Origin of the sequence: Sorangium sp. So ce145 (assembly GCF_051525985.1) — a bacterium.
Lineage (GTDB): Bacteria > Myxococcota_A > Polyangia > Polyangiales > Polyangiaceae > Sorangium > Sorangium cellulosum_B.
The window spans coordinates 345962-370259 of sequence record NZ_CP150315.1; the positions used below are offsets into that span (position 1 = coordinate 345962).

Here is a 24298-nt window from a genome sequence, read left to right on the forward strand (position 1 = left end):
AGACGGCCCGACGGCCCGCCCGCTCGGACGTCCCCGCGCCACAGGAGCAGAAGCGCGCGAAAGCTCCGGCCGACCTTCCAGGCCCGCGGGGGCGAGGAACCTTGAAACCGTGTCGTCCGCCCGGCTATCTTCGCCCGGCCCGTGAACGGACCGGACCGAATTCGCGAGGTCCGCGGAGAGACGATGAGCGTTGAGACGATTCGGATGGCCCTTGGGCGTCTGCAGGATGAGCCCGAGAACGAGGCAGCCTGGAACGAGCTCGCGGAGGCCGTGACTGCTCCGAACAACGGCGCGGGCCCCGGGGACGTCGAGCGCCTGCTCGGCGCGGCGCGCGGGCGGCACGAGCAGCGGAAGGAATGGCAGGCCGTGGCCCGCCTCCTCGAGCTGGAGATCGCCCTCGCCGCGGGCAGCGCCGTCGAGCCCGCGATGCAGGCCGAGCTCGCCCGCGTCTACCACGAGGAGCTCATCGACGTCGATCGCGCGGCGGCCGCGTACAAGCGGCTGCTCGAGCTGCGCCCCGACGACGACGCCGCGGCCGAGGCGCTCGAGACCGACGCCTCGAAGCGCGAGCGGTGGCGCGACCTCGTGGACCGGTACGTGGCCGAGGCCGAGGGCGCGACCGACGGCGCCTTCAAGAGCGCGCTCTACACGAGCGCGGCCGACATCGGCTACCGCTACGGCCGCGCCGAGCTCGGCGAGCGGGTGGCCGAGCTCATCGAGCTCGCCCTGAAGCTCGACCCGAAGAACCTCCGCGCGGCCAACCTCGCCGAGATCGCCTTCTCCACCGCGGGGGACTGGGAAGGCGTCGTCCGGGTCCAGTCGATCGTCAAGGGCGAGGCCCCGAGCAAAGAGGACCGCATCGCGGCGGCCGTCCGCGCGGCGCGCACCACCAAGGCCCGCCTGAGCGATCCGGCCCGCGCGGTCGCGGCGTACGAGGAGCTGCTCGACCTCTCGCCCGGCCAGGCCGAGGCGCTCTCGTTCCTGACCGAGGCCTACTCCGCCGCGGGCGACTGGGATCGCCTCGTCGCCCTCTACGAGGACCAGCTCCGCAGCGGCGGCGTGAAGCCCGGCGAGGAGCTCGGCATGCTCGTGCAGATCGCCATGGTCCACTGGCGCATGCGCGGCCAGCCCCAGGCGGCCGAGCCCTATTTCGACCGCGTTCGCCGCGCCGACCCGGCGCACGCCGGGATGCTCAACTTCTACCGCGAGGTCCTCGAGCAGCGCGGCGACAAGCCGCGGCTCACGACGATCCTCACGGACGCGCAGCGCGCCGTGCCCGACGGCCCCGAGAAGCGCGCCATCGCCACGGAGCTCGCGCGGCTCGCCGAGTCGCAGGAGAACGCCGCCAAGGCGATCGAGCAGTACAAGTCCGTGCTCCGGACCGACCCGGAGAACCGCCAGGCGCGCGACGCCCTGAAGCGCCTCTACCTGCAGACCGAGGGGTACAACGCCCTCGTCGAGCTCCACCGGCAGGACCTGGAGCGCACGCCCGCCGACGACGTCGCCGGCAGGGTCGCGGTGCTCCGCGAGATCGCCGGGATCTACCGCGATCGCGCCAAGAACGACGCGGCCCTCGTCACGGTCCTCACCCAGATCGTCCAGCTCGACGACAAGGACGTCGACGCCGTGCGGGAGCTGACCCGCATCTACGAGTCGCTCGGGCGCTGGCGCGACCTGCTCTCGTACCAGCAGCGCCTCGCCGAGCTGACCGAGAGCCCCGCCGAGAAGGCGGGGCTCTACCGCGCGGTCGCGCGGCGCTGGTTCGACCAGTTCTCCAACGTCCAGAACGCCATCGCGGCGTACGAGGCGCTGCTCACGGTCGAGCCGATCGACGAGGAGGCGCAGCAGAAGCTCCGCGAGCTGTACCTGAAGCGGCGCGCCTGGCCGCAGCTCTACTCGCTCTACGAGCGCAAGCTCGAGGGCGCCGAGGGCGCCGCGAAGATCGAGCTCCTCGGCGAGATGGCCAAGCTCGCGGCCGAGCGGCTCGACCGCGGCGCGGACGCGATCGCGCTGCAGAAGCGGATCCTCGAGCTCGACCCGAGCGCCCCCGGGGTGCTCGACGCGCTGGAGAAGCAGGCCGAGCGCGAGAAGGACTTCGCCACGGTCGCCGAGGTGCTCGAGCGCCGCGTCGACCTCGCGGCCGACGACGCGGCGCGGCTCGTCTCGCTGCAGAAGCTCGGGGCCGTGTACGCCGAGCGCCTCAAGGATCCGGCCCAGGCGGCGCGGACGTGGCGGCGCGTGCTCACGCTCTCGCCGGGGCACGCGCGCGCGCTCCGCGTCCTGCGCGACGCGTACTTCGCCGCGGGCGACTGGGACGGGCTCGAGGAGCTCTACGCCTCGCAGAACGACTGGGAGGGCCTCGTCGACTTCCTCTCGGGCGCGGCGGACAAGGCGACCGACCCGGCCACGAAGCTCGACATCTCCTTCCGCGCGGCCCGGATCTTCGAGGAGCAGCTCAAGGCGCCCGAGCGCGCGGCGCGCTCGTACGAGCGCGTGCTCAGCGTCTCGCCGAAGGACGCGCGCGCCGCGGCGGCGCTCGTGCCGATCTACGAGGAGGAGGAGAAGTGGGCCCGGCTGCCGGCGCTCTACGAGATCCTCCTCGACGCGACGGACGACGCCGAGGCGCAGGTCGGCATGCTGCGCAAGCTCGCGGCGGTGACGGGCGGGCCGCTCTCGGACAAGCCGAGCGCGCTCGGCTATGCGCGCCGCGCCTACGAGCTCCAGCCAGACGACGAGGGGCTCGACCTGCTCGAGGCCTGGTCGCGGGCGGCGGGCTCGTGGGGGCCGTTCGTCGAGGCGGTCGAGGGCCGGCTCCGGACGGCGGAGGACCTCGCGACCGACGTGCAGCGCACGCTGCGGCTGAAGCTCGCCGAGGTGTACGCGCGCGAGATGGGCAAGCTCGACGAGGCGGTGACCGTCTACCGCGGCCTCGTCGAGGACGATCCGTCCGACGACGACACGGTGCGGGCGCTCGACGCGCTCCTCCGCGCGAACGAGCGGCAGGCCGATCTGCGGTGGCTGTTCGAGCTCAGGGCGAGCCAGGTCGGGGGCGAGGACCGCGCCGAGATCCTCGAGGAGTGGGCGACGCTCGAGGAGGAGGTCTTCGGCGACCCGGCGAAGGCGATCGAGCTCCTGCGCAAGGTCATCGCGCTGACGCCCGCGCGCATCAACGCGCTGCGGGTGCTCTCGCGCCTCCTGAACGCCGCGGGCGAGTACGAGGCGGCGTCCGTGATCGTGGCCACGCACCGCGACGTCAGCGAGGGCGACGAGCGGGCGCGCCGCGAGATCGAGCTCGCGACGCTCTACCTGGACCGGCTGGATCGGCCGGCGGACGCGTTCGAGGCGGCGGTGCGCGCGCTCGATCTGACGGCGCACGACCCGGACGCGATCACCGTCCTCTCGCGGCTCGTCGAGCGCCCGGAGACGCGTGTGCGCGCGGCCAAGGTGCTCGCGGTCGAGTACGCCGAGACGGGCAACCACCGGCGTGAGGCCATGGTGCTCCGGGTCATCCTCGAGTCGGAGCGGGATCCGGCGCGGCGGCGGGAGCTCTACCTCACGCTCGCGAGCGTCGAGGAGACGAAGCTGCACGCGGCCGGGACGGCGTTCGACGCGCTCCTCCGGGCGCTGCACGAGTTCTCGGACGACATCGAGCTCTGGGATCGCGCCGCCGAGCTGTCGCGGCGCGCCGGCCGACCGACCGACCTCGCGGAGGCGTACCGCGTGCACCTCGTCGCGGGCCGCACCGAGGGCGACAAGGTGCTCGGCAGCTCCGTGGAGGTCGAGCTCTGCGAGCGCGCGGCGAGCCTCCACGACGAGCAGCTCGGCGACCCGGAGGGCGCGAAGCCCTACCTGGAGCGGGTGCTGAGCCTCGACCCGAACAACCACCGCGCGTTCGAGCGGCTGAAGCAGATCCTGACGGCGGCCGAGCGGTGGGGCGAGCTCGAGGAGCTCTACGACCGCGCCGCGAAGGGCACGACGGACCAGAGCGAGCGCATCGAGCTGCTCAACGAGGTCGCGCTCATCGCCGAGGAGATCATCGGCGATGCCGCGAAGGCGATCGGCTACTACGAGCGCATCCTCGAGCTCGATCCGTTCTACACGGCGGCGCTCGACTCGCTGGAGAAGCTCTACGAGCGCGAGGGCCGCTTCCGCGACCTCGCGGCGCTCCTCGAGCAGCGCCTGAAGACGGCGACCGAGGCCGAGAGCGTCGAGATCAAGCTGTCGCTCGGCAGCATCTACCTCGACCGGCTGCACGAGCCCGAGGGGTCGCTCGGGCACCTCGAGGACGTGCTGCGGATCCGCCAGAACGACCCGAAGGCGCGCGAGCTCGTCGAGCGGCTGCTCGACATCGGGGCGCTCCGGCTCCGGGCGGCGCGCGTGCTCGAGGCGGTGTACGAAGCGCGGGACGAGATCCGGCAGCTCGTGCGGGTCCTCGAGATCCGGCGCCAGGGCGCCGAGACCGAGTCGGAGCGGCGCGAGCTGCTCCGCCGGGTCAGCGTGCTCCAGGACGAGCGGCTCAGGGACGACGCGGGCGCGTTCGCCAGCCTGTCGGAGCTCCTGCCGCTCGAGCCGGAGGACCTCGCGGCGCGCGAGCGGCTCATCGAGATCGGCCGGCGCCTCGGCGAGCACGAGCAGGTCGCCGAGGTGCTCACGGCGGCCGCGGACGCGTGCGGGACGGCGACCATCCGCGGCGAAATCCTGATGGAAGTCGCGAGGATCTGCGAGGACCTCCTCGGCGACGCCGACCGGGCCGAGAAGGTCTACCGGCGCGTGCTCGCCATCGATCCGACCGATCCGACGCTGGTGATCCCGGCGGCGCAGGCGCTCGGCCGCATCTACGCGGCGAAGGAGCAGCACCAGGCGCTCGCGGGCGTGCTCGCGATCGAGGTGCGCCTCGAGGAGAACGTCGAGACGCGGCGCTCGCTCTACGAGCGCATCGGGACCCTGCACGAGACGGTGCTGGACGACCCGGCCAAGGCGATCGAGGCCTGGCAGGCGCGGCTCGGCGACGACGGCGCCGACGTGGCGGCGCTCGCGGCGCTCGAGCGGCTCTACGAGCGGACGTCGCAGTGGCGGGAGCTCGTCTCCGTGCTCCGGGCGCGGGAGCAGTCGACGACGGAGCCGGAGGAGCGGCGGCGCGCGATGACCAAGGCGGCCGAGACGCTCGCGCAGAAGCTCGCCGACGTGCCCGAGGCGATCAACGCGTGGCGCGCGGTGCTCGACGAGTTCGGCCCCGAGCGCCCGACGCTCGCGGCCCTCGAGGAGCTCTACGAGCTCGACGAGCGCTGGGTCGACCTCGCCGAGACGCTGGAGGTGGACCTGTCCCTCGCGGTGGAGACGCCCGCCCGGCTCGATCTGCTGGCGCGGCTCGGCGACGTGCGGCGGCTGCACCAGGCCGACGCGACGGGGGCGCTCGAGGCGTACCGCCAGGCGCTCTCGCTCGACCCGTCGAACGCGCGCTGCCGCGCGGCGCTCGAGGCGATGCTCGAGCGGGAGGACGCGCGGCGGGACGCGGCCGAGACGCTCGAGCCGCTCTACGAGGCGGACGGCGACGCCGAGCGCCTGCTCCGGGTCCTGGAGATCAAGGTCGAGACCTCGGATCTCCCGAGCGAGCGGCTCGCCACCTTGCAGAAGTCGCTCCGCACCGCGGAGGGGCCGCTCGGCGACACGTCGCGGGCGTTCGGCTACGCGCTCCGCGGCGTGCGGGAGGCGGCGGGTGAGCCCGAGGTGACGACCTGGATCGCGACGGTCGAGCGGCTCGGCGAGGCCACGGGGCGCTGGTCCGAGGTGTGCGAGCTGTTCCAGCGCATCGCGCCGGACATCCTCGACGGCGACGTGCAGCAGAACGTGCGGTTGCGGGTCGGCGAGCTCGCGCGGCACAAGCTCGACGACCGCGAGCTCGCGGTCGAGCAGTACAAGAAGGCGCTCGAGGCCCGCGGGGACGACCGGCGGGCGATGATCGCGCTGGAGGAACTCTACGGCGAGGCGCGCGACGCCGGGCGGCTGCTCGAGATCCTGAAGCTCCGGGTCGAGAACGCCGAGACCGACGAGGAGAAGACGGGGCTGCTCTTCCGGATCGCCGAGCTCGAGCGGGGCCCGCTCGGGGACCAGGCCGGCGCGATCGCGACCTACGAGACGATCCTCGACATCGCGCTCCACCCGGACGCGATCGCGGCGCTGGACGGCCTCTACCGCGAGGCGGGGCGCTTCCAGGACCTCATCCGGCTCTACGAGCGGCAGCTCGACGTGCGCGCCGGCGACCTCGCCGAGCTGCACGTCAAGATCGCGCTCGTCGCGCACCGGCACACCGAGGACGTGCAGCGCGCGTTCGACGAGCTCTCCGAGGCGCTGCTCATCGATCCGGCGCACGAGGGCGCGGTCTCGCTGCTCGAGGCGATCCTCGAGGGCTCGGCCGAGGCGGATCACAGGGCGCGCGCCGGGGAGATGCTCGAGCCGGTGTACCTGCGCCGGGCGGACTGGAACCGCGTGAAGATCGCGCTCGACGCGCGCCTCGCCGCGAGCCAGGACCCGGTCGAGCGCCGCGATCTGCTGCAGCGGCTCGCGACGCTGCACGAGGAGCAGCTCGAGGACTACCGCGCGGCGCTCGAGACGGTGGCGAAGCTCCTCCACGAGGACCTCACCGACGAGGGGGTCTGGGCGGAGCTCGAGCGGCTCGCGAAGGTGGCGAGCGCGGAGCGGCGGCTCGCGGAGATCTACGCGGCGGAGCTCGGGGAGCTGACCTCGGACGACGCGTCGAGCGCGAAGCTCAGCCGGCGCACCGGCGAGCTCTACGCCGAGCTCGGCGACGTGGCCGACGCGCTGCGGTGGTACCGGCGCGCGCACGAGTTCGAGCCGGACTCGCGCGAGCTGTTCGACGCGATCGACGGGCTGCTCGTCAAGGAAGGGCGCCACGCCGAGCGCATCCAGCTCTACCGCGCGGCGCTCGACTACCGGAAGGACGAGGACCGGCTCGACGCCCTCCACACGATCGCGCGCCTGGAGCGGACGGAGCTCCGCGAGCCCGCGCTCGCGATCGAGACGTACCGCGCGGCGCTCGACGTCGACGAGAACGACGCCCGGGCGCTCGACGCGCTGACGGAGCTCTACCGCGAGCTCGACCGGCCGCGCGACCTCGCCGACCTCTACCTGCGCCGGGCCGAGGCGGCCCCGAACGGCGAGCGGGCGGCGCCCTACCGGCTCGCGCTCGCGGCGCTCTTGCGCACGCGGCTCGAGGACACCTCGGGCGCGATCGATCAGCTCGAGGCGATCGTCGGCGAGGTGCCCTCGCACGCCGAGGCGATCCGGGCGCTCGAGGCGCTCATCCAGGACCCGCAGCACAAGGCGCGGGTCGTCGAGATCCTCGGCCCGCTCTACGAGGGGGCGGACGACTGGCGGCAGCTCGTCCGGCTCAACGACGAGCGGTTCGGCCTCGCCTCGGACGCGCGCGAGAAGGTCGCGGTGCTCCGGGAGACGGCGAAGCTCTGGGAGACGCGCGGCAACGACGAGCTGCGCGCCTTCGACGCGACCCGGACGGCGTTCGGCCTCGATCCGGACGACGGCGAGACGCGCGGCGAGCTCGAGCGGCTCGCCGAGCAGCTCGGCGCCTGGGAGGAGCTCGCGGAGAGCCTCGAGGCGGGGGTGACCACCACGTCGGACGAGCTCACGAAGCGCGAGCTGCTCTCGTCGCTGGCCAAGGTCTACGACACGCGCATCGACGACCCGCGCCGGGCGCTCCGCGCCTACGCGCGGCTGTCCGCGCTCGACCCGAGCGATCCCGAGCCGCTCGAGCAGATGGACACCCTGGCCGTGCTGCTCAGCGACTGGGACACGCTCATCTCCGTCCTCGAGAAGAAGAGCGAGATGGCGTCGGACGAGGAGAACGCCTCGATCTGCCGGCGCATCGCCGAGACCAAGCTCGAGATGCTCGAGGACACCGAGGGCGCCATCCAGGCGTACGAGCGGGCGCTCGAGCTCGATCCCGAGAGCGCGATGACGATCGACGCCCTCATCGAGCTGCACGAGCCGCGCGGCGCCGCGAGCCGCCTCGTCGAGCTCTACGGCCGGCGCGTCGAGCTCGCGGGCCCCGACGAGGAGGAGCTGCGCTACGACCTCAACGTGCGCGCCGCCGAGCGCTACGAGCGGGATCTCTCGAGCCCGCGCGACGCGATCGCGGCGCTCAACGCGGCGCTCGAGGCGAAGCAGGGCGATCCGGCGGTGCTGTCCGCGCTGGAGCGGCTCTACCGGGCCGAGCGGATGTGGGACGAGCTCCTGTCGAACCTGATGCTCCAGGCGAGCGCGGCCGCGGACAGGGACGCGCGCATCAAGCTGCGGACGGCGATCGGCGACCTCTACGCGGGGGAGCTGGAGAGCCCGAGCGACGCGATCGAGCAGTACCGGCTCGTCCTCGACGAGGACGCGGTGAACGACCACGCGATCCAGGCGGTCCGCGCCATCGGCGAGGGCCGGGAGGAGCTGCGGCTCGACGCCGCCGAGGTGCTCGAGCCCGTCCTCCGCGCGGCCGGCCGCCACGAGGAGCTCGCCGCCGCGCTCGAGCTGCGCCTGCGCGCGCAGACCGAGCCGACCGACCGGGCCGCGACCCTCCGGGCGATCGCCCTCGTGCAGGACGTGCAGCTCGGGCGCCCGCTCGAGGCGGAGCAGGCGCTGCTCCGCGCGCTGGAGGACGCGCCGGACGACGCGTCGCTGCACGGCGAGATCGAGCGGCTCGCGGAGCGCACGGACGGCTTCGGCCGCTACTGCGACGCGCTCGCGCAGCGGGCCTCGGCGACGTTCGACGCGACGATCGCGAAGGACCTGTTCCTGCGGATCGGCCGCATCGCCGAGGAGAAGCTCGGCGACGACCGGCGCAGCGCTCAGGCCTACGCGAAGGCCGTCGAGCACGCCGGCGACACGCCCGAGCTCCTCGAGGCGCTCGACCGGCTCTACGGCCGCCTCGGCGACGAGCGGGCGCTCGCGGACGTGCTCGAGCGCCGCGTCGCGGTCACGCCCGGCGATCGCGACCAGGCGGATCTCTTCTACCGGCTCGCGGTGATCCAGATCGGGTCGTTCAGCGACAAGCCCCAGGGCCTGAACACCCTGCGGCAGGCGCTCGATCGGGCGGTCGATCACGAGCGGGCGAGCGGCGCGCTCGAGGCGCTCACCGAGGACCCGGCGCTCTTCGACGAGGCGGCCGAGGCGCTCGAGGGCGTCTACCGGACGCGGGGCGACAACGCCGCGCTGGCGCGCCTCTACGAGAAGCGCATCCGCTTCGCGCCGGGCGGCGCGGAGCGGATCCGCATGCGCCTCGACCTGGCGAAGGTGCTCGAGGTGCGCTCGAACGACCCGAGGGCGGCGCTCGAGACCCTGGAGAAGGCGCTCGCCGACGACCCGTCGGACCCGGACGTGCTCGGCGAGATCGAGCGCCTGGCCCCGCTCACGGGCGGCTGGGCGAGCGCCGCCTCCGCCCTGGAGCGGGCGGTGCGGGCCGGGACCGAGCTCGACGGCGACACGGCGCGCGACCTGTGGATGCGCATCGCCGAGTGGCAGAAGAACAAGGTGGGCGACGCCAAGGCCGCCGAGGCGGCGTACGAGGCGGCGCTCACGCACGATCCCACGAGCGAGCACATCCTGCGGTCGATCGAGGAGCTGCAGCGGGCGCCGGGGCGCGAGCGCGACCTCATCGGCACGCTGCGCCGGATCGCCGCCCTCGACGGCATGGAGGGGAGCGCGGGCGAGCTGCGCCGCGAGGCGAAGGAGCTCGCGGAGCGCGCGCTGGGCGACCGGGAGCTCGTCGAGGCGATCCTGCGCGAGATGATCGCCGCGGACGAGGGCGACACCTGGGCGCTCGCCGAGCTCACGAAGGTGCGGGAGGAGGCGGGCGACCACAAGGAGGTCTTCCGGCTGCTCGTGCGCCAGTCCGAGCTCTACGCCGAGGCCGAGCGCATCCGCGACGCGCGGCACGCCGCCGCGGCGGTCGCGCGCGAGCGGCTCGGCGACGACGCGGCGGCGATCGAGCTCTACGAGACGCTCTTCGAGGCGGATCCGGGCGACGAGCGCGCCGCGACGGCGCTGCGCGAGCTCTACGCGAAGGCCGGCAAGCACAAGGAGCTCCTCGCGCTGCTCGAGCGGCTCACCGACCTGGCCGAGTCGCCCGAGGCCCGCTCGGCGCTGCGCCTCGAGAGCGCGGAGATCTGCCTCTCGCGGCTCGACGCGGTGAGCGAGGCGACCGAGCACCTGCGCGCGGTGCTCGACGAGCAGCCCGACAACGAGAAGGCGACGGTCCTGCTCGCGCAGCTGCTCGAGAAGACCGGCCGCGATCAGGAGCTGTCGGACCTGTTCGTCACGCAGATCGAGCGCGCGAAGGACCGCGGCGACGTCGCGGCGGAGCTCTCGTACAGCGTCCGCCTCGGCGAGGTCTACGAGGCGCGGCTGAACGACACGGCGCGGGCGATCGAGACCTACCGCGCGGTCCTCGAGCGCGAGCCGCGCCACCACGGCGCGCTCCTCGCGCTGGCGCGCCTGCACGAGCAGCGCGGGGAGAAGGCCGAGGCGGCGCAGCGGCTCGAGGTGATCCTCGAGGACGCCCGCGCCGCGGAGGCGGTGGGCACGGCGCTCCGGCTCGCGGATCTGCACCGGTCCCTCGGCGACGAGGGCGCGGTCCGGCGCGTGCTCGAGCGGGGGCTCGCGGCGGACGGGTCGGCGCAGGAGATCAGGAAGCAGCTCCTCGCCCTCTACGAGAAGCAGCAGGCCTTCACCGAGCTCGCCGATCTCATCACCGGCGACGCCGAGGCGGCCGCGCAGCCGGCCGAGAGGGTGGCGCTCTACCGCAAGGCGGCCGGCATCCACCTGGCGAAGCGGAACGATCCCGGCCGCGCGGCGGACCTCCTGGTCAAGGCCACCGAGCTCGTGCCGGGCGACCGCGAGCTCCTGCTCGCGCTGTGCGACGCGTACAGCGCCTCGGGCCGCGGCCAGAAGGCCGCCGAGGCGCTCCAGCAGATCGTCGAGTCCTACGGCGGCCGCCGCTCGAAGGATCTCGCCGCGATCCACCACCGCCTCGCCAAGGCCTACCTGGCCGAGGGGCAGCGGGAGCGGGCGCTCGCCGAGCTCGACATCGCCTTCAAGATCGACCCGGGCTCGATCGCCATCCTCCGCGACCTCGGCGTGCTGGCGCTCGATCTGTCGGAGTCGGGCGACGACGCGGCGAAGGCGGCGCACATCGATCGCGCGCAGAAGACCTTCCGCGCCCTGCTCCTCCAGAAGCTCGACGAGGGCGCGCCGATCAGCAAGGGCGAGGTCTTCTATTACCTCGGCGTGATCAGCCACCGTCAGAACGACGACAAGAAGGCGATCCAGATGCTGGAGCGCGCGCTCGACAACGAGCGCGACTTCGCCCCGGCGAAGGAGCTCCTGGCGCAGCTCAAGAAGTGACGTAATCTCGCCGCGTGACGCGGCTAGTCAGCATCGATGGTGTCATCCACCGGCCGGAGGAGGCCAGGGTCTCGGTCTACGACCGCGGCTTCCTCTACGGCGATAGCGTCTTCGAGACCATCCGCACCTACGGCGGCGAGCCGTTCGCTCTGGAAGAGCACCTCGCTCGCCTAGAGCGCTCGGCCGAGCGGATCGCGATCGCCCTGCCGATCCCGCGCGACGAGCTCGGCCGCGAGGTCGTCGCGCTGCTCCGGGCAGCGACGGCGCCCGGGAGCGCCGGGGCCACGGCGGGCTCGGCGGGCGCTCCGGGCTCGGCGTCCGCCGCGGGCTCGGCCGCGCCGCTCGAGAGCACCATCCGCGTGATGCTGACGCGCGGCAGCGGCCCGCTCGGGCTCGATCCGTCGCTCGCGGGCGCGCCCCTCCGCGTCATCCTCGTCGAGCCGCTGAAGCCGCTGCCGGGCGGACTCTACCGCGGAGGGATCGCGGTCATCACGATCTGCACCCAGCGGGCCGGCGACGCGGCGCCCGGCGCCAAGGTCTCGAACTACCTCGAGAGCCTGCTCGCCCTGCGCGAGGCGCGGGCCGCGGGGGCGCACGAGGCGCTGATCCTCGACCCGTCAGGTCATGTGGTCGAGGGCACGACGTCCAACGTCTTCCTTGTCGAGCGGCGGCCCGCGGCGCACGAGGGCGCGGAGAACCCGGGACACCTGCTGATCACGCCCCCCAAGGAGGCGGGGATCCTCGTCGGCATCACCCGGGCCCACGTGATGCACGTCGCGGGCGAGCTCGGCATGCCGGTGTGCTGCGAGCCGGTCACGATGGCCCGGCTCCTCGCCGCCGAGGAGGTGTTCATCACCTCGAGCCTCCGGGAGATCGTCCCGGTCGTTCGCGTGGACGCCCACACGATCGGCGCGGGTGTCCCCGGCCCGAAGACCCGGGCGCTGCACGCGGCTTTCCGCAGGAGGGTGGGCGCTGGTGCGATGCCCCTCCCGTGGGAGACGCCCTGAGCCCGCTGCGGCCCGGTTCGACAGCGTCGAAATCTTGCGATCCATGACGTGTCGCTCGGAGCGCGCGTCCAAAGAGCTGGCCGGCACGTTCCCTGCGCGGGTCGGATGGGGCTCGCACTTCGCCCGCCGTACACTCTGCCCGAGAGGAATCCATGATGAATCGCTCGCTTCGAATCGCCTGCTTTCTGGTGTGCTCCGTGTCCGCTGCAGCGACGGCCGGGTGTGCCCTGAGCATCGACGACAACTCCATCACCGCAGAGACCCTCGTGCGCTACGAGGGCACCAAGGAGAGCGCGCGGGTCGAATACCTACCGACCCAGAGCGTCCGCGTCGTGAGCGAGAACGGGGACGTCGAGGTCCGTATCGGGGACGTCAGCGCGGTCGAGGTCACCTTCTCCCCGTTCACGATGCGCAAGAAGGACGAGAACCAGATCGCGGTGGAGGAGATCGAGAACGACCTCAAGCTCGCCGCGATCACCGAGGGCGATGTCGTGATCTCGACGCGGCGCGTCTCGGGCGGGTGGGGAGGGCTGGGCGCCGACATCCAGGTCGTCCTGCCCGCCGCGTTCGACGGCGGGCTCCGCGTCGAGCAGGACAACGGCGGCGTCGAGATCAACCTGGACGGCGCCCGGTCCCGCGGCACCACGGTGGTGAGCGACAACGGCAGCATCGACGTGGTCGGGGCGCGCGGCGCGATCGACGTGGCCACCGACAACGGCCATGTCTTCGTCGACCTCGACGCGTGGAGCAGCTCCGATGGCGCGATCAGCTCCGGCAACGGCGCGATCGAGCTCTCGGTGCCGGCCGGGGTGGACGGGACGATGACCGCGCAGACGCTCAACGGCGACGTCGTGGAGCAGGGCATCCCCTCGACGTGGGCCACGGCCGGCGAGGGCAGCGCGACGTCGTACACGATGGGGGACGGCGACGGCGGCCTGCTCGAGCTGTTCACCGAGAACGGCGACATCACCATCGCGGTGAAGTAGCTCCGCCTGGACAAAAGCCGAGAGGCGAGCGCCGGGTCGCCCCGGGCTCGCCTCCTGGTCCTTGGGTCACCGGCTTCGCGTCGCCGGCGCGCCGGCGAGGCCGGCGCTCCCGATCAGCCGCCGGTCGACGGCTGGGCCTCGGGGCCGGAGCCCTCGGCGGGCTCCTCGCCGCCTGCCGCGGCGTCCTTCGCGGGCGGGACGGCGCCGGCTGGGACCGGGATCCGCAGCTGCCCGCCGCCCTGCTGCGCCAGCACGCCGAGCGCCTTCTGGAAGAAGGCCGCCAGGAAGGGGATCTCCCGCGGCGGCGAGGTGATCAGCCCGGCGTCCTTGATGGCGCGCGCGACGGCGAGGGCGGTGGTGGCCGCCGCGTCGCCCTTGCGCGCCCGCAGCGACACGGCGCTGCTTCGCATCCGCGTCGCGAGCTGCCCGCGCACCTCGGGCGAGAAGAAGCGGTCTGTCGCGAGGTCGATCTCCTCCCGCAGGGCCGTGTTCACCAGCCCGGGATCGCGCATCCCGGCGGCCCCGAGCCGCTGGCCGACCTTCTGCAGGAGCTCGTCGAGCGCCGGCCGCGCGGGCAGCCAGTGCCGGAACTCGGGCTCCTCGTGCAGCGCGGCGGAGCCAGCGATCTGCGCGGTCACCTGCTCGTCCGTCAGGCTCTCTTCGAGGTCCGCCACCGGGTGCCTCGGCTCGGCGTCCGGCGCGGGCTCGATGAGATCGCGACATCCCTCGAACCCGAGCGGCACGACCTGCCCCGAGACCGCGTTCTGCCGCTTCGCGGCCGCGATCCGGTGGCGCGCCCACTCCAGGGAGACCGGCACGGGCGCCGTGCCCAGGTTCTCGTACGCGCGCGCGCGGCCCTCCTTGATCTGCGAGCCGCTGAGCCACCCCGCGCCGGCGTGCAGCACGCCGACCGACTCGCGCACGATCACCTCGGCGATCCGGTAGCGGCCGCTGGTGTCGCGGCTCGTGATCGCGATGGCCTCGGTCCCGCTCGAGTCGGGCGGGATGAGCGTCGCCTCGATCACCTCGGCGCGCTCCTCCGCGAGCCGCACCACGCGCGGGCGCGTCGGGATCGTCGCCCCGCGCGACTTGAGCACGTTGAGCGCGCGCCGCGCCGCCTTCCGCGCCGCGCCGGAGGCGTCCTCCGACTCGGCGGCCGCCGCGATCGCCTCCGCGTTGGACGCGCCGAGCCAGGCGTCGACGAGCGCCGGCGCGGCGTCGCCGGCCGACTTCAGCGCCTCGAGCGCCCGCTCCCAGCCCGCCGCGAGCACCTCGGCGTCGAAGTCGACCTTCGTCGCCCCGGCGCTCGGGCTGCCTTCCGGGCGGGCGCCGCTCTCGGCCTTGCTCTTCGCCGTGGCCGCGGCCTGCTGGGCCTTCGCGGTGCGCGCGCCGAGCGCCTCGCGCGCCGTGAGCGCCGGCTTGTCCGCGGTCGCGACCGGCTTCGCCTTGGCGGCCGGGAGCGCGAAGAGGAGGTGCGCCGGCTTGGCCGGGCCCTGCGGCTGCCGGGCGCTCTTGCCCGTCACGACCGTCGCGGTCGCGCCCTGGCCGACCACGGTCACCATCCGGTCGCTCTGCTGCTGCTTCGCCGCGGCGGGCGCTCGTCCTTCGGCGCCCCCGGGGCCCTGCGGCCGCCCGCCTTCTGCTGCCGGCCGCGCCGAGAAGCCGCGGTCGGGCCTGGGCCCGCGCTCGGGGCGCGGCCCGCGGTCGGGCCTGGGTCCACGGTCGGGCCTGGGCCCACGGTCAGGCCTGGGCCCGCGGTCGGACCAGGGGCGGTCGGGGCGCGGCCCGCGGTCGGGTCTCGCGCCCTGCTCTGCGCCTGCTACCTGCGCCGCTCCGGGGCCCTGCTCGGGCCTGGGTCCACGGTCGGGCCTGGGCCCGCGGTCGGGGCGCGGCCCGCGGTCGGGCCTCGGTCCGCGGTCGGGGCGCGGGCCGCGATCGGGCCTGGGCCCGCGGTCGGGCCTCGGCCCGCCGGAGGCCGCGGCGGGCCGCTCGGGCCTGGGCGCGCGGTAGTCGCGCACCACCCGCGGCGCGGCGGCCGGCGGCGGCGCGGCGTCCTCGGTCGTCGGCGGCGGCGCGTCTGCGAGCGCCGGCCGCTTGCGGGGCGCGATGACGTCCAGCAGCGAGCCCTGCGGTTCCTTTGCGGCGGCCTTCGACGAGGGACGCGGCGCCTCGCCTGCGGGCTGCGCCGGCGCGCCCTCGGAGGGCTCGTCGGTCCGCTTCACGCCGCTCGCGCCGACGGACGTGCTCGCCGAGCGGACGACCCGCCGCGCGCGCGGCTTGTCTCCGCTCTCTGCATCGGGGGCGCCCTCGCGCGCAGCTTCGGAAACTGCGCTGGCGGTCCGCTCCGTGCTCTCGCTCTCGTTCTTTGTGCTCATGTCGAGGCTCCCGGGGACATAGTGGAGATGGGGACCGCGGCCGCGGCTCCCCGATTATCGCGAAAGATGGGCAACAGCTTCGATCTCGACGGCGGCGCCCTTGGGCAGCGCCGCCACCTGCACCGTCGCCCGTGCGGGCAGCACGCCGCCGACGGCTGCTCCGTACACCTGGTTGACGATGGTGAAATCCGCGAGGTCCGTCAGGTAGATCGTGGTCTTCACCACGTCGCTCCAGCTCGCGCCGGCCGCGGACAGCACCTCGGTCAGGTTCTTGATCACCCGGGCCGTCTGCTCCTCGATCCCGCCGGCGACGAGCTCGCCCGTCGCGGGATCGATCGGGATCTGGCCGCTGCAGAACACGAGATCTCCGGCCTTGACGGCCTGCGAGTAGGGGCCGATGGCGCGCGGGGCCCGATCGGATGTGATGGCGATTCTGGACATGTCGACCTCTGATATCGTGAGCGCTTCGGCGTGAAGAACGCCCGCCCGCCCCGGCCCTCGCTTTTGTTGGCTGGGGCCGATTCTCGCGTTTCCTGCTAGCCGAAGCTCTTCCGGCCTTCGATGGCTCGCCCCAGCGTCACCTGGTCGGCGAACTCCAGATCTCCCCCGTGCGGCACGCCGCTGGCGATCCGCGTGACCTGGATCCCCATCGCGCCGAGCTCCCGCGCGAGCAGGAGCGCGGTCGCCTCTCCGTCGACGGAAGGCGGGGTGGCGACCAGCACCTCCCTCACCGGCTGCTCGGGATCGCGCACGCGCGCCCGGAGCGCCTCGAGCGGCAGCTCCTCGGCGCCGACCCCCTCGAGCGGCGAGAGGAGCCGGCCGAGCACGAAGTACCGCCCGCGCATCGCCCCGCTCCGCTCGATCGCCAGGAGGTCCTGGACGCGCGCGACCACGCACAGGAGCGCGCCCTCGCGCCGCGTATCCAGGCAGATGGCGCAGAGCGCCCGGCCGCCGTCGTCGAGCTCGGCGATGTGGCCGCACCGGATGCACGGCCTGATGTGATCACAGAGCTCGACGAGCTCGCCCCCCAGGTCGCGCGCGGTGTCCTCGCCGGCGGTCACGAGGAAGAGGGCGAAGCGCTGCGCCGTCTTCTCGCCGACGCCCGGCAGGCGCGCGAGCAGCTGGGCGACCCGCGACAGCCGGCCGGGCAGGCCGCCGGGCGCGCTCCGGAAGCCGGCCGCGGGCGCGCTCCGGTCGCCGTTCGGGACCTTCGAGGAGCCGGGGAGCGACGACGGGGAGCGCAACGCCGTCAAGTGTGCATGCCGGGGAGCTTGACGCCGCCGGTCACCTTGGTGATCTCGGTCTCGACGAGCTTGTCGGCCGCCTCGAGCGCCGAGTTCGATGCGGCCACGATGGCGTCGAGCGCCATCTCCAGGCCCTCGCTCGCGAGGAAGGCGGGGTCGACCTCGATCCGGCGCACCTTGCCCTCGCACGAGACCACGACGGTGACCTTGTCGCCAGCGGCGGTCGCGCTCACCTCGCGGTCCTTCAGCTCGCCCTTCACCTGGTCGATCTTGCGCTGCACGCGCGCCGCCTGGCGAACCAGCTCGTTCATTCCGCCGCGAAATTGCATATTCAGATCGGCGTCTATGCCGTGAACCGCGCCGCGCCGCAACCGTGAAGGGGAGAAGGGGAGGGGGAGGGGACGAGGCGGGGCGCGGGACGCGCGACCCGCCGACGCAGCGCGCGGCCGTTCGACGCAGCGCGCGGCACCACGGGCGCCGCCCTCCGGGGCCGCCCGCCGCGAGCGGGCTCCTCCGTCTCTTCAGGGGGCTCGTCGGCGCGCTCTCCAGGGGCTCCTTGGCGCGTGCGGCGGCGCGGTTCCGGCCGGTTTCGGCCGGTTCCGGGCCTGGCGCGGGGCTGGGTGCATTTTGTGCGGCAATTCTGGCAAACTCTCCGGAATGCAGGGCGACTTCCGTACCGGCCACAGCCGCGGCGACGCGCCCGCGAGAAGGTGCTAGTCGAGCAGCGTATGAGCTACGTCGTCCTCGCGCGGAAATGGCGCCCGCAGTCCTTCGAGGATCTCGTCGGACAGGAGCACGTCTCCACGACGCTCGCCAACGCCATCGCGCGGGATCGCGTCGCCCACGCGTTCCTCTTCACGGGCGTCCGCGGGGTCGGCAAGACGACGAGCGCCCGCATCCTCGCGAAGGCGCTGAACTGCGTCCACGGCCCGACGGCGACGCCCTGCCAGACGTGCGCGCCGTGCGCCGAGATCACGGTCGGCGCGGACGTCGACGTCCAGGAGATCGACGGCGCGAGCTACAACGGCGTCGACGAGGTGCGCAAGCTCCAGGAGAGCCTGCCGTACCGGCCGGCGCGCGACCGGTTCAAGATCTTCATCGTGGACGAGGTCCACATGCTCTCGAACGCGGCGTGGAACGCGTTCTTGAAGACGCTCGAGGAGCCGCCGCCGCACGTGAAGTTCATCTTCGCGACGACGGAGGTGCACAAGGTCCCGGTCACGATCCTGAGCCGGTGCCAGCGCTACGACTTCAAGCTCATCGGGGCGCAGGCGATCGCGGCGCGGCTCCGCTGGGTGCTCGATCAGGAGAAGATCCCCGCCGACGACCCGGCGCTCAGCGCGCTCGCGCGGGAGGCGGCGGGGAGCATGCGCGACGCGATGAGCCTGCTCGACCAGGTGATCGCGTGGGTGGGGACGAGCGGCGATCGCATCACGGCCGAGGGGGTGGCGAAGGTGCTCGGCGTCGCCGACCGCGTCGTGCTGCACCGGCTCGCGGGCGCGCTCGTGGACGGCGACCCTGCGGCGTGCGTGCGCATCGTCGGCGAGCTCGCGCAGGAGGGGTACGATCTGCCCCACGTGGCCCGCGATTTCCTCGCCCACCTGCGCGATCTCGTGGTGGCCAAGGTCTGCGAGGACCCGGCGCCGCTCCTGGATCTCGCGGACGAGGAGGTCGCCGACACGCGCGCGCTCGCGGCGCGGGCGGACGCGGACGATCTCACGCGGCTGCACCAGGGCTTCTCGCGCGCGTTCGACGACATCGCCCGGAGCGGCCAGCCGCGCGCCTCGTTCGAGATGGCGCTCGTCCGGCTCGCGCGGAGGCCCCCGCTCCTGCCGATCGACGAGCTGCTGCGCCGCCTTGGCGATCTCGAGCGGCGCCTGAACGGCGGAGGCGGCGGCGGGGGTGGCGGCGGCGGCGCGCCGGAGCGCGGGCCGCAGCGGCCCGGCGCGCCTTCCGGCGGAGCGGCTGCGCCCCGGCGCGGGGCGGCATCGGCCGAGGCTGCGCCCGAGGACGCGCACGCCTCCGGCGCGGCGGCTGCCGGCGCGGCGAGAGCGAACGACGCGGCGGCGTTCCATGGCGCGCCGGCGGCTGCCGGCGTGGCGAGAGCGAACGGTGCGGCCGCCACCGGCGCCCCGGCGAACGGCGTCGCCTTCGCGAGCGGCGCAGCGGGCGCGGGCGGGGCTGGGAGACCGACTGGCGCGGCTGCGAACGGCGTGGCGGTGACTGGCGCGGCTGCGAACGGCGTGGCGCGAGCGAACGGCGCGGCGGCCGTCTATGGCGCGCCGGGCGGGAGCGGGGTGGCGAGAGCGCACGGCGGCATGGCGGCGAACGGCGGTGTCGTGGCGGGCGGCACGTCGGCTGCCAACGTCGTCCCCTTCGTGAACGGCGCGCCGGGCGTGCACGGCGCCGCGACCAGCTTCGCGAGCGGCGGCGCCGCGCCGGCCTTCGCGAAGGCGCCGCCGTACGCGAGCGGCGCGGTCGCGCCCGCGTACCGCGCCGACAGCGCTCCGCCACCGTCGCCGCGCGGCGCGCTGTACTCCGTTCCGCAGAGCGCGCCGCAGTTCGTGGCGCCCGGCTCGGCGCCGAGGTCGAGCGCGCCGCCCTCGGCGCAGGGCCCGGCGCCGGCGTCGAGCGCGCCGCCCTCGGCGCAGAGCCCGGCGCCGGCGTCGAGCGCGCCGCCGCCGCCGGCGATGAGCGCCGAGGACCTCGCCACATGGCGCGCGGTGATCGCCGCGGTCAGGGTGCAGCGGCCGGCGCTCGCCTCCGTCCTCGAGCACGCGGCGGTGCTGGAGCTCACGCCGACCCGCGTCGCGCTCGGCTACGAGGCGAACTCGTTCCTGTCCGGCCAGGCCACCGAGCCGGTGTCCCGCGACCTGCTCGCCCGCGTCCTCGGCGCCCACTTCGGCGCCCCCGCCGAGCTGGTCTTCGAGACGATCACCCGCGGCAGCGCCGGCCCGTCGCTCGCCCAGGTCGAGACCGCAGAGCGCAAGGCCCGCGTCGAGGCCGCCAAGCGCGCCGTGGCCGACCATCCGCTCGTCACGGCCGCGATCGAGCTGCTCGGCGCGGAGCTCAAGGACGTGCGGCTCGCTCAGGACGTCGCGGACGGGTGAGGGCCCCGCGCCGCCGCGCCATGCGCCCTGGCGCGCCGGGCATGGCCGTGGGCTGGCGGCGGGACGGCCTCATCCTCCGTTTCGCAGCCAGCTGCGGAACGCCTTGACCGCCTCGTGTTGATCCGGCCAGCGCACGAAGCGCGCGAGCGCGACGAGATCCAGATCCGGAATGAGCTCGCTGGCCGCGATGGGCTCGTACTGCTCGCCGCGCAACGCATGGATGTGGAATGCGTCGCGCTCCCAGAACCAGACTTCGGGTACGCCGAGCCCGCTGTACACAGGCAGCTTGTCGAGCCCGCCGCTCGTCAACACCACCTCGATCGCGAACTCCGGGAATTCCTTCAGCGTGCCGCCGACGCAATAGCACTCGTCGGGCTCGAGGCCGCGTGACTTGGCCTCGCGCCGGAACGTTGTCGAGCCGTAGCCGTAGAGAGGCACGTCCCGCTCCAGCGCGAAGAGCTCGATGAGGCGGGCGATGGTGGTCTTCGCCGCTTCGTGATCGATGGACGGCCTCATCAGCTCCAGCGTTCCCTCGCAGAAGGTCATCCGCAGGCCAGGGGTGTCGAGCTCGTCCCGCAGCCTCACGTAGGTCTGCCAGGGGACGCCGTGGATCACGAACCGCTCCTCCCCCGCAGGAGCGGTCGAGGACGGAAGCGGCATGTGCGCGGCGGCTACCATGGGCTCGCGCGGAGGATAGCGCGCTCGATGAGCCGCGCGCGGCTCGCCAGGAGCTCCGCCCGCGCCTCCACCGTGCCGGGGCCGACGTCGATCACCTCGAAGCCCGCCGCGCGGTAGAGCGCGCCGAGCCGCTGGTTGATCCGCTCCGCCTCGGCCGCGCGCGCCTCTCTGCTCTTGCCCCAGCGCGGCTCCTGGAGCTCCGGCATCACGGCGAACAGGAACACCAGCGCATAGCGCTCGAACGCACGCTCGCCTTCCGGCCAGGGGTACTCCGCCTCTCCGCTCGTGCGCAGGTAGTACTCGACCGGATCGAGGTACCCGCGCTCCAGCCAGTCTCCCTCCCGCGCGTCCGCCTCGATCTTCTTCTGGGCCTCCAGCACGAGCGCGGCGAACTCCCGCTTTCGGCACATCGGACAGAGGTGCTCCGGCGCGTCGATCGGGCGAAACGGTGCGTCCGGCGCGTGGCCGTGGGTGCGCGCGCCGAGCTCGTCGAGCACGCGCCGGTGCGCCTCGCCGTGCACGCGGTAGCCCCGCGTGGACGCGAGGTGACGGAGCGTCGTCGTCTTGCCGCACGAATAGGCCCCTGTCGCCACGAAGAGGGGTTTGCTCATCACCAGCCCACCTATCGCCGCGCCCACCACACCGAGCCTGCGCCGCGCTCGATCGCCCGCCCGGCGCGGGACATGAAGTGAGCGACGGCCTCCAGGACGCCCGCGTGATCCTCGTTGTGGTCATGGCCGGCCAGGACGCCGCCCGGCTTGAGCCTGGGCCACCAGGCCTCGAGATCGGCGAGCACGGCCGCGCGGTCGTGCGAGCCGTCGAGGAACACGAGATCCAGGCTGGCGTCGGCGAAGCGCGCCGCCGCGTCGGTGGACGCCATCCGGAGGACGTCTGGCTGGATCCCGAGCGCCGCCATGTTCGCCCTGAACGCGCCGGGCACGTCCTCCGCGGCGAGCATCGCGCGATACCTGTCGGCGTACTGGTCGCTCGAGCCTGCCCAGGTGTCGACGCAATGGAGCGCGACCCCGTTCCTCGCGGCGAGCCGCCCGACGTACGCCGTGGAGAGCCCCTTCCACGAGCCCACCTCGACCATCGCGCCGCCCCGAATGGGGCGCACCAGCGCGCGGTACGCGAGGCCGTCCTCCTCGGAGAACCAGCCCTGGATGGGCGCGACCCGCGTCACCGGGAACAGCGCGAGCAGCGCCGCTCGCTTCTGCGTCGGATCGCGGTACTCGTACTGCCTGTCGCACAGCTTGACGAAGCAGCGGGCGTCGTGCGCGACGAACAGGGGCCGCTCGATCACGGCGAATTTCTTGAGCGACGTGGACCGCTCGGGCTCCCGCTCCCCTCTCCGGATCTCGCCTTCGGTCGTCGCGAAGATCACGTCTTCGTGCCGGATCGGCCGCCCTCGATCCGGGCCGTCGGTCCAGGCCCTCTCTCCGGGGTATCCTGCGCGGTCGGTGCCGTGCTCGAGCAGGCGAGCCAGCTTGTCCGCCTCGCTCGCGCGGAACAGGAGGGGGTGAGGAGCGCCGCGCTCTTCGAGCTCGTCCAGGACCTCCTCGAGGAAGAGCAGATTCCGGCCGATGTAAGGAAGGGGGATGACGAGCGGTGTCATGACGTGGCCAGCGAGGCGCGCATCGAAGGGGGAGGGCCAAGCACGCCGTCCCAGGGTTGCCAGGTCGAGGCGAGCCTCGCATTGGGGTGGAAGATGAGCTCGTGGACGATGCCCGGGCCCGAGCGCTTCGTCTCCTCGAGCTGGGCGAGGTCGGCCTCCTCGAAGACGACATCCATGTCCTCGAAGCGGAACACCTCGACATAGTAGTAATAACCCACGATCTGCCGCTCGAACGAGAACCGCGCGTCGGCGCTCAGCGCGTCGAGGAGCGGCTCGAGGCGGACGCGGGCGCGATCGCTGTATTTGACGACGTGGTTCTCGACCACCGCGGCCGGGTCGGTCTTCATCAGCTGGCGGAAGATCACGTTGTCCACGCCGAGCGACCGGGCGAAGCGCAGGTAATCGACGATGGGCTCGACCGCGTCGATCTGCCCCTCGAGGAGCACGCAGGAGAGGCGCACCCGGGTGCCGCCCGCCGTCGCCGCCGCCACGACGCTGCGCAGCTCGTCGGCGCGGAGGCCGTCCTTCATCACCATCAGCCGTGCGTTCCTGTCGTGATCGGGGTGGGCGCGGCTGATGTTGAGGTGCTGGATACCGGTGTCGACGATCCAGTCGATCACCCGCTTTCCTTCGCGCTGCTGGAGCAGCCCCGAGCCGTTCGTCGTGAGCGTCCGCTTGCGGCCCCGGTGGGCCTGCCCGAGCGCGAGGATGCGGGGCAATCGCGGATCGTGGCTCGGCTCGCCGCCGGTCACCGAGATCGTCGGATCGAGCGGCCGGAGCGCTTCCAGGGACGCCGCCATGGCATCGAAATAGCGCCCGTCGTCGTCCTCGACGGTCTTCTGCACCGACAGGCTGCGCCCGCGCGAGGCGGGCCTGAGCTCCTCGACGCAGAAGTGGCATTTCGCGTTGCAGGGCTGACGGCTGTAGATGGAGAAGTTCGCGTTGCGATAGACCTCGACCGGCTGGCCCCACAGGTCGAAGCGCACCGTGTCGCCCGCGGTGCTGTTGCCCTTGAGATCGAAGGCGCGGCTCTTCAGGCGGCGCCATTCCTCGCGGAAGGGGCGGGCGCTCACGGCAGCCTCCTCATCGCGTCGGAGCGCGCCACGAGGTCGGGGCCAAAGGCGCTGCCGTCCGGGTTGAGCATCGTGAAATGGGTCCCGACGAGGAAAGGCTCGTCCCAGTCCTCGCGCTTCTGCGCGAAGCCATAGCGCTGGAGGTGGAACACGTTGGCGAGCTCGAGGAGCCCCGCGTCGCGCACCGCCTCGACGACCCACGCATCGCCGTCGGGCTCGGTCTTGCGCAGCCGGACGTTCAGGACGAGCTGGCGATCGCCGCCGAGCGCCGGGAGCCGCTCGCGCAGGGCGCATGCGAGGGCGAGCAGGCCGCCGTCGTTCTCGATGAGGTGGTGGTTCACCGAGAGCTTGATCGTGGCGGGCTCGCCGAGCTTCCGGAGCCACGCGTCGAGGCCGGCGGGATCACGCGGGATCTCGACGCCGTTGGTCACCACGACGACGCGCGCGCAGCGGGGCTCGGCGCGGGCGAGGCGGACCATCTCGTCGAAGTGCGGGTGGATCGTGGGCTCGCCGCCCTCGAGCTGCACCTCGAAGGGGCCCTCGGCCGGGAAGCTCGCGAGGTAGCGGTCGAGGGCGAGGAAGGTCTGCCCCCGGGGCGACGAGCAGGTGCAGCACCACGGGCAGGAGCGGTTGCAGTGGTTCGAGGTGGCCACGTAGAGCCGGTGCGGCCGCTCCGCCGTGGGGCGGTCGAGCGGCAGCGTGCCCGTGAGCGTGGCGTTCTGGGGGCGCGTCGCGGTCGGCATGGAGCCTCCTGCGAGCAGGATACGGCGGCGGGGGGAGGGGATG

At 73.5% G+C, this 24298-nt stretch carries 13 protein-coding genes; 4 read left to right on the plus strand and 9 right to left on the minus strand.

Features of this window, described 5'->3' with window-relative positions:
* Nucleotides 1-204: 204 nt before the first annotated feature.
* The 3 genes from WMF34_RS01320 (at nucleotide 205) to WMF34_RS01330 (ending at nucleotide 13417) form a co-directional block, all read left to right on the plus strand.
* Entirely contained in the window at nucleotides 205-11424 is an 11220-nt protein-coding gene (locus WMF34_RS01320; RefSeq protein WP_437992162.1) for a tetratricopeptide repeat protein, read from the plus strand.
* A 14-nt stretch (nucleotides 11425-11438) separates the two neighbouring features.
* Complete coding sequence (locus tag WMF34_RS01325) at nucleotides 11439-12431, plus strand: aminotransferase class IV (RefSeq protein WP_437992163.1); 993 nt, start codon at nucleotides 11439-11441, stop codon at nucleotides 12429-12431.
* A gap of 152 nt (nucleotides 12432-12583) precedes the next feature.
* Nucleotides 12584-13417 (plus strand): DUF4097 family beta strand repeat-containing protein, encoded by an 834-nt coding sequence (locus WMF34_RS01330; protein WP_012232889.1) that lies wholly within the window; start codon nucleotides 12584-12586, stop codon nucleotides 13415-13417.
* Nucleotides 13418-13530: 113 nt separating this feature from the next.
* Here the strand turns inward: WMF34_RS01330 and WMF34_RS01335 are convergent, their stop codons facing one another.
* The 4 genes from WMF34_RS01335 to WMF34_RS01350 all read right to left on the minus strand — a co-directional run bounded on the left by WMF34_RS01335 (nucleotide 13531) and on the right by WMF34_RS01350 (nucleotide 17365).
* Nucleotides 13531-15792 (minus strand): hypothetical protein, encoded by a 2262-nt coding sequence (locus WMF34_RS01335; protein ID WP_437992164.1) that lies wholly within the window; start codon nucleotides 15790-15792, stop codon nucleotides 13531-13533.
* A gap of 54 nt (nucleotides 15793-15846) precedes the next feature.
* Complete coding sequence (locus tag WMF34_RS01340; protein ID WP_012232891.1) at nucleotides 15847-16233, minus strand: RidA family protein; 387 nt, start codon at nucleotides 16231-16233, stop codon at nucleotides 15847-15849.
* Nucleotides 16234-16328: 95 nt separating this feature from the next.
* Nucleotides 16329-17045: a recombination mediator RecR gene (recR, locus tag WMF34_RS01345; protein WP_437992165.1), complete on the minus strand. Its 717-nt coding sequence runs from the start codon at nucleotides 17043-17045 to the stop codon at nucleotides 16329-16331.
* Complete coding sequence (locus WMF34_RS01350; protein ID WP_012232893.1) at nucleotides 17042-17365, minus strand: YbaB/EbfC family nucleoid-associated protein; 324 nt, start codon at nucleotides 17363-17365, stop codon at nucleotides 17042-17044. The genes recR and WMF34_RS01350 overlap by 4 nt, the downstream gene beginning before the upstream one ends.
* Before the next feature lie 399 nt (nucleotides 17366-17764).
* Between WMF34_RS01350 and dnaX the strand changes: the two genes are divergently transcribed.
* Nucleotides 17765-20146: a DNA polymerase III subunit gamma/tau gene (gene dnaX, locus WMF34_RS01355; RefSeq protein ID WP_437992166.1), complete on the plus strand. Its 2382-nt coding sequence runs from the start codon at nucleotides 17765-17767 to the stop codon at nucleotides 20144-20146.
* A 69-nt stretch (nucleotides 20147-20215) separates the two neighbouring features.
* Here dnaX and WMF34_RS01360 read toward each other — a convergent pair whose 3' ends face one another.
* The 5 genes from WMF34_RS01360 to WMF34_RS01380 are packed head-to-tail and all read right to left on the minus strand — an operon-like array spanning nucleotide 20216 to nucleotide 24255.
* Nucleotides 20216-20824 carry a Uma2 family endonuclease gene (locus WMF34_RS01360; RefSeq protein WP_437992167.1) on the minus strand — a complete coding sequence of 203 codons (609 nt, stop codon included), beginning with the start codon at nucleotides 20822-20824 and terminating at the stop codon, nucleotides 20216-20218.
* The gene (locus WMF34_RS01365) at nucleotides 20818-21435 is read right to left on the minus strand and encodes an AAA family ATPase (protein ID WP_437992168.1); all 618 of its coding nucleotides are present in this window, start codon (nucleotides 21433-21435) and stop codon (nucleotides 20818-20820) included. The genes WMF34_RS01360 and WMF34_RS01365 overlap by 7 nt, the downstream gene beginning before the upstream one ends.
* 11 nt (nucleotides 21436-21446) lie before the next feature.
* A complete protein-coding gene (locus tag WMF34_RS01370; RefSeq protein ID WP_437992169.1) occupies nucleotides 21447-22439 on the minus strand; it encodes a class I SAM-dependent methyltransferase in 993 nt (330 codons plus the stop codon).
* Nucleotides 22436-23512, minus strand: coding sequence for a radical SAM protein (locus WMF34_RS01375; protein WP_437992170.1), 1077 nt, complete (start codon nucleotides 23510-23512; stop codon nucleotides 22436-22438). The genes WMF34_RS01370 and WMF34_RS01375 overlap by 4 nt, the downstream gene beginning before the upstream one ends.
* A complete protein-coding gene (locus WMF34_RS01380) occupies nucleotides 23509-24255 on the minus strand; it encodes a radical SAM protein (RefSeq protein WP_437992171.1) in 747 nt (248 codons plus the stop codon). The genes WMF34_RS01375 and WMF34_RS01380 overlap by 4 nt, the downstream gene beginning before the upstream one ends.
* Nucleotides 24256-24298: the final 43 nt, after the last annotated feature.

Bases quoted from the DNA above. Each gene is read 5' to 3' on its own strand.
- WMF34_RS01320 (WP_437992162.1), top strand. From the start codon at position 205: ATGGCCCTTGGGCGTCTGCAGGATGAGCCCGAGAACGAGGCAGCCTGG.
- WMF34_RS01330 (WP_012232889.1), top strand. From the start codon at position 12,584: ATGATGAATCGCTCGCTTCGAATCGCCTGCTTTCTGGTGTGCTCCGTG.
- WMF34_RS01335 (WP_437992164.1), bottom strand. From the start codon at position 15,792: ATGAGCACAAAGAACGAGAGCGAGAGCACGGAGCGGACCGCCAGCGCA.
- WMF34_RS01340 (WP_012232891.1), bottom strand. From the start codon at position 16,233: ATGTCCAGAATCGCCATCACATCCGATCGGGCCCCGCGCGCCATCGGC.
- WMF34_RS01350 (WP_012232893.1), bottom strand. From the start codon at position 17,365: ATGCAATTTCGCGGCGGAATGAACGAGCTGGTTCGCCAGGCGGCGCGC.
- dnaX (WP_437992166.1), top strand. From the start codon at position 17,765: ATGAGCTACGTCGTCCTCGCGCGGAAATGGCGCCCGCAGTCCTTCGAG.
- WMF34_RS01360 (WP_437992167.1), bottom strand. From the start codon at position 20,824: ATGGTAGCCGCCGCGCACATGCCGCTTCCGTCCTCGACCGCTCCTGCG.
- WMF34_RS01365 (WP_437992168.1), bottom strand. From the start codon at position 21,435: ATGAGCAAACCCCTCTTCGTGGCGACAGGGGCCTATTCGTGCGGCAAG.
- WMF34_RS01370 (WP_437992169.1), bottom strand. From the start codon at position 22,439: ATGACACCGCTCGTCATCCCCCTTCCTTACATCGGCCGGAATCTGCTC.
- WMF34_RS01380 (WP_437992171.1), bottom strand. From the start codon at position 24,255: ATGCCGACCGCGACGCGCCCCCAGAACGCCACGCTCACGGGCACGCTG.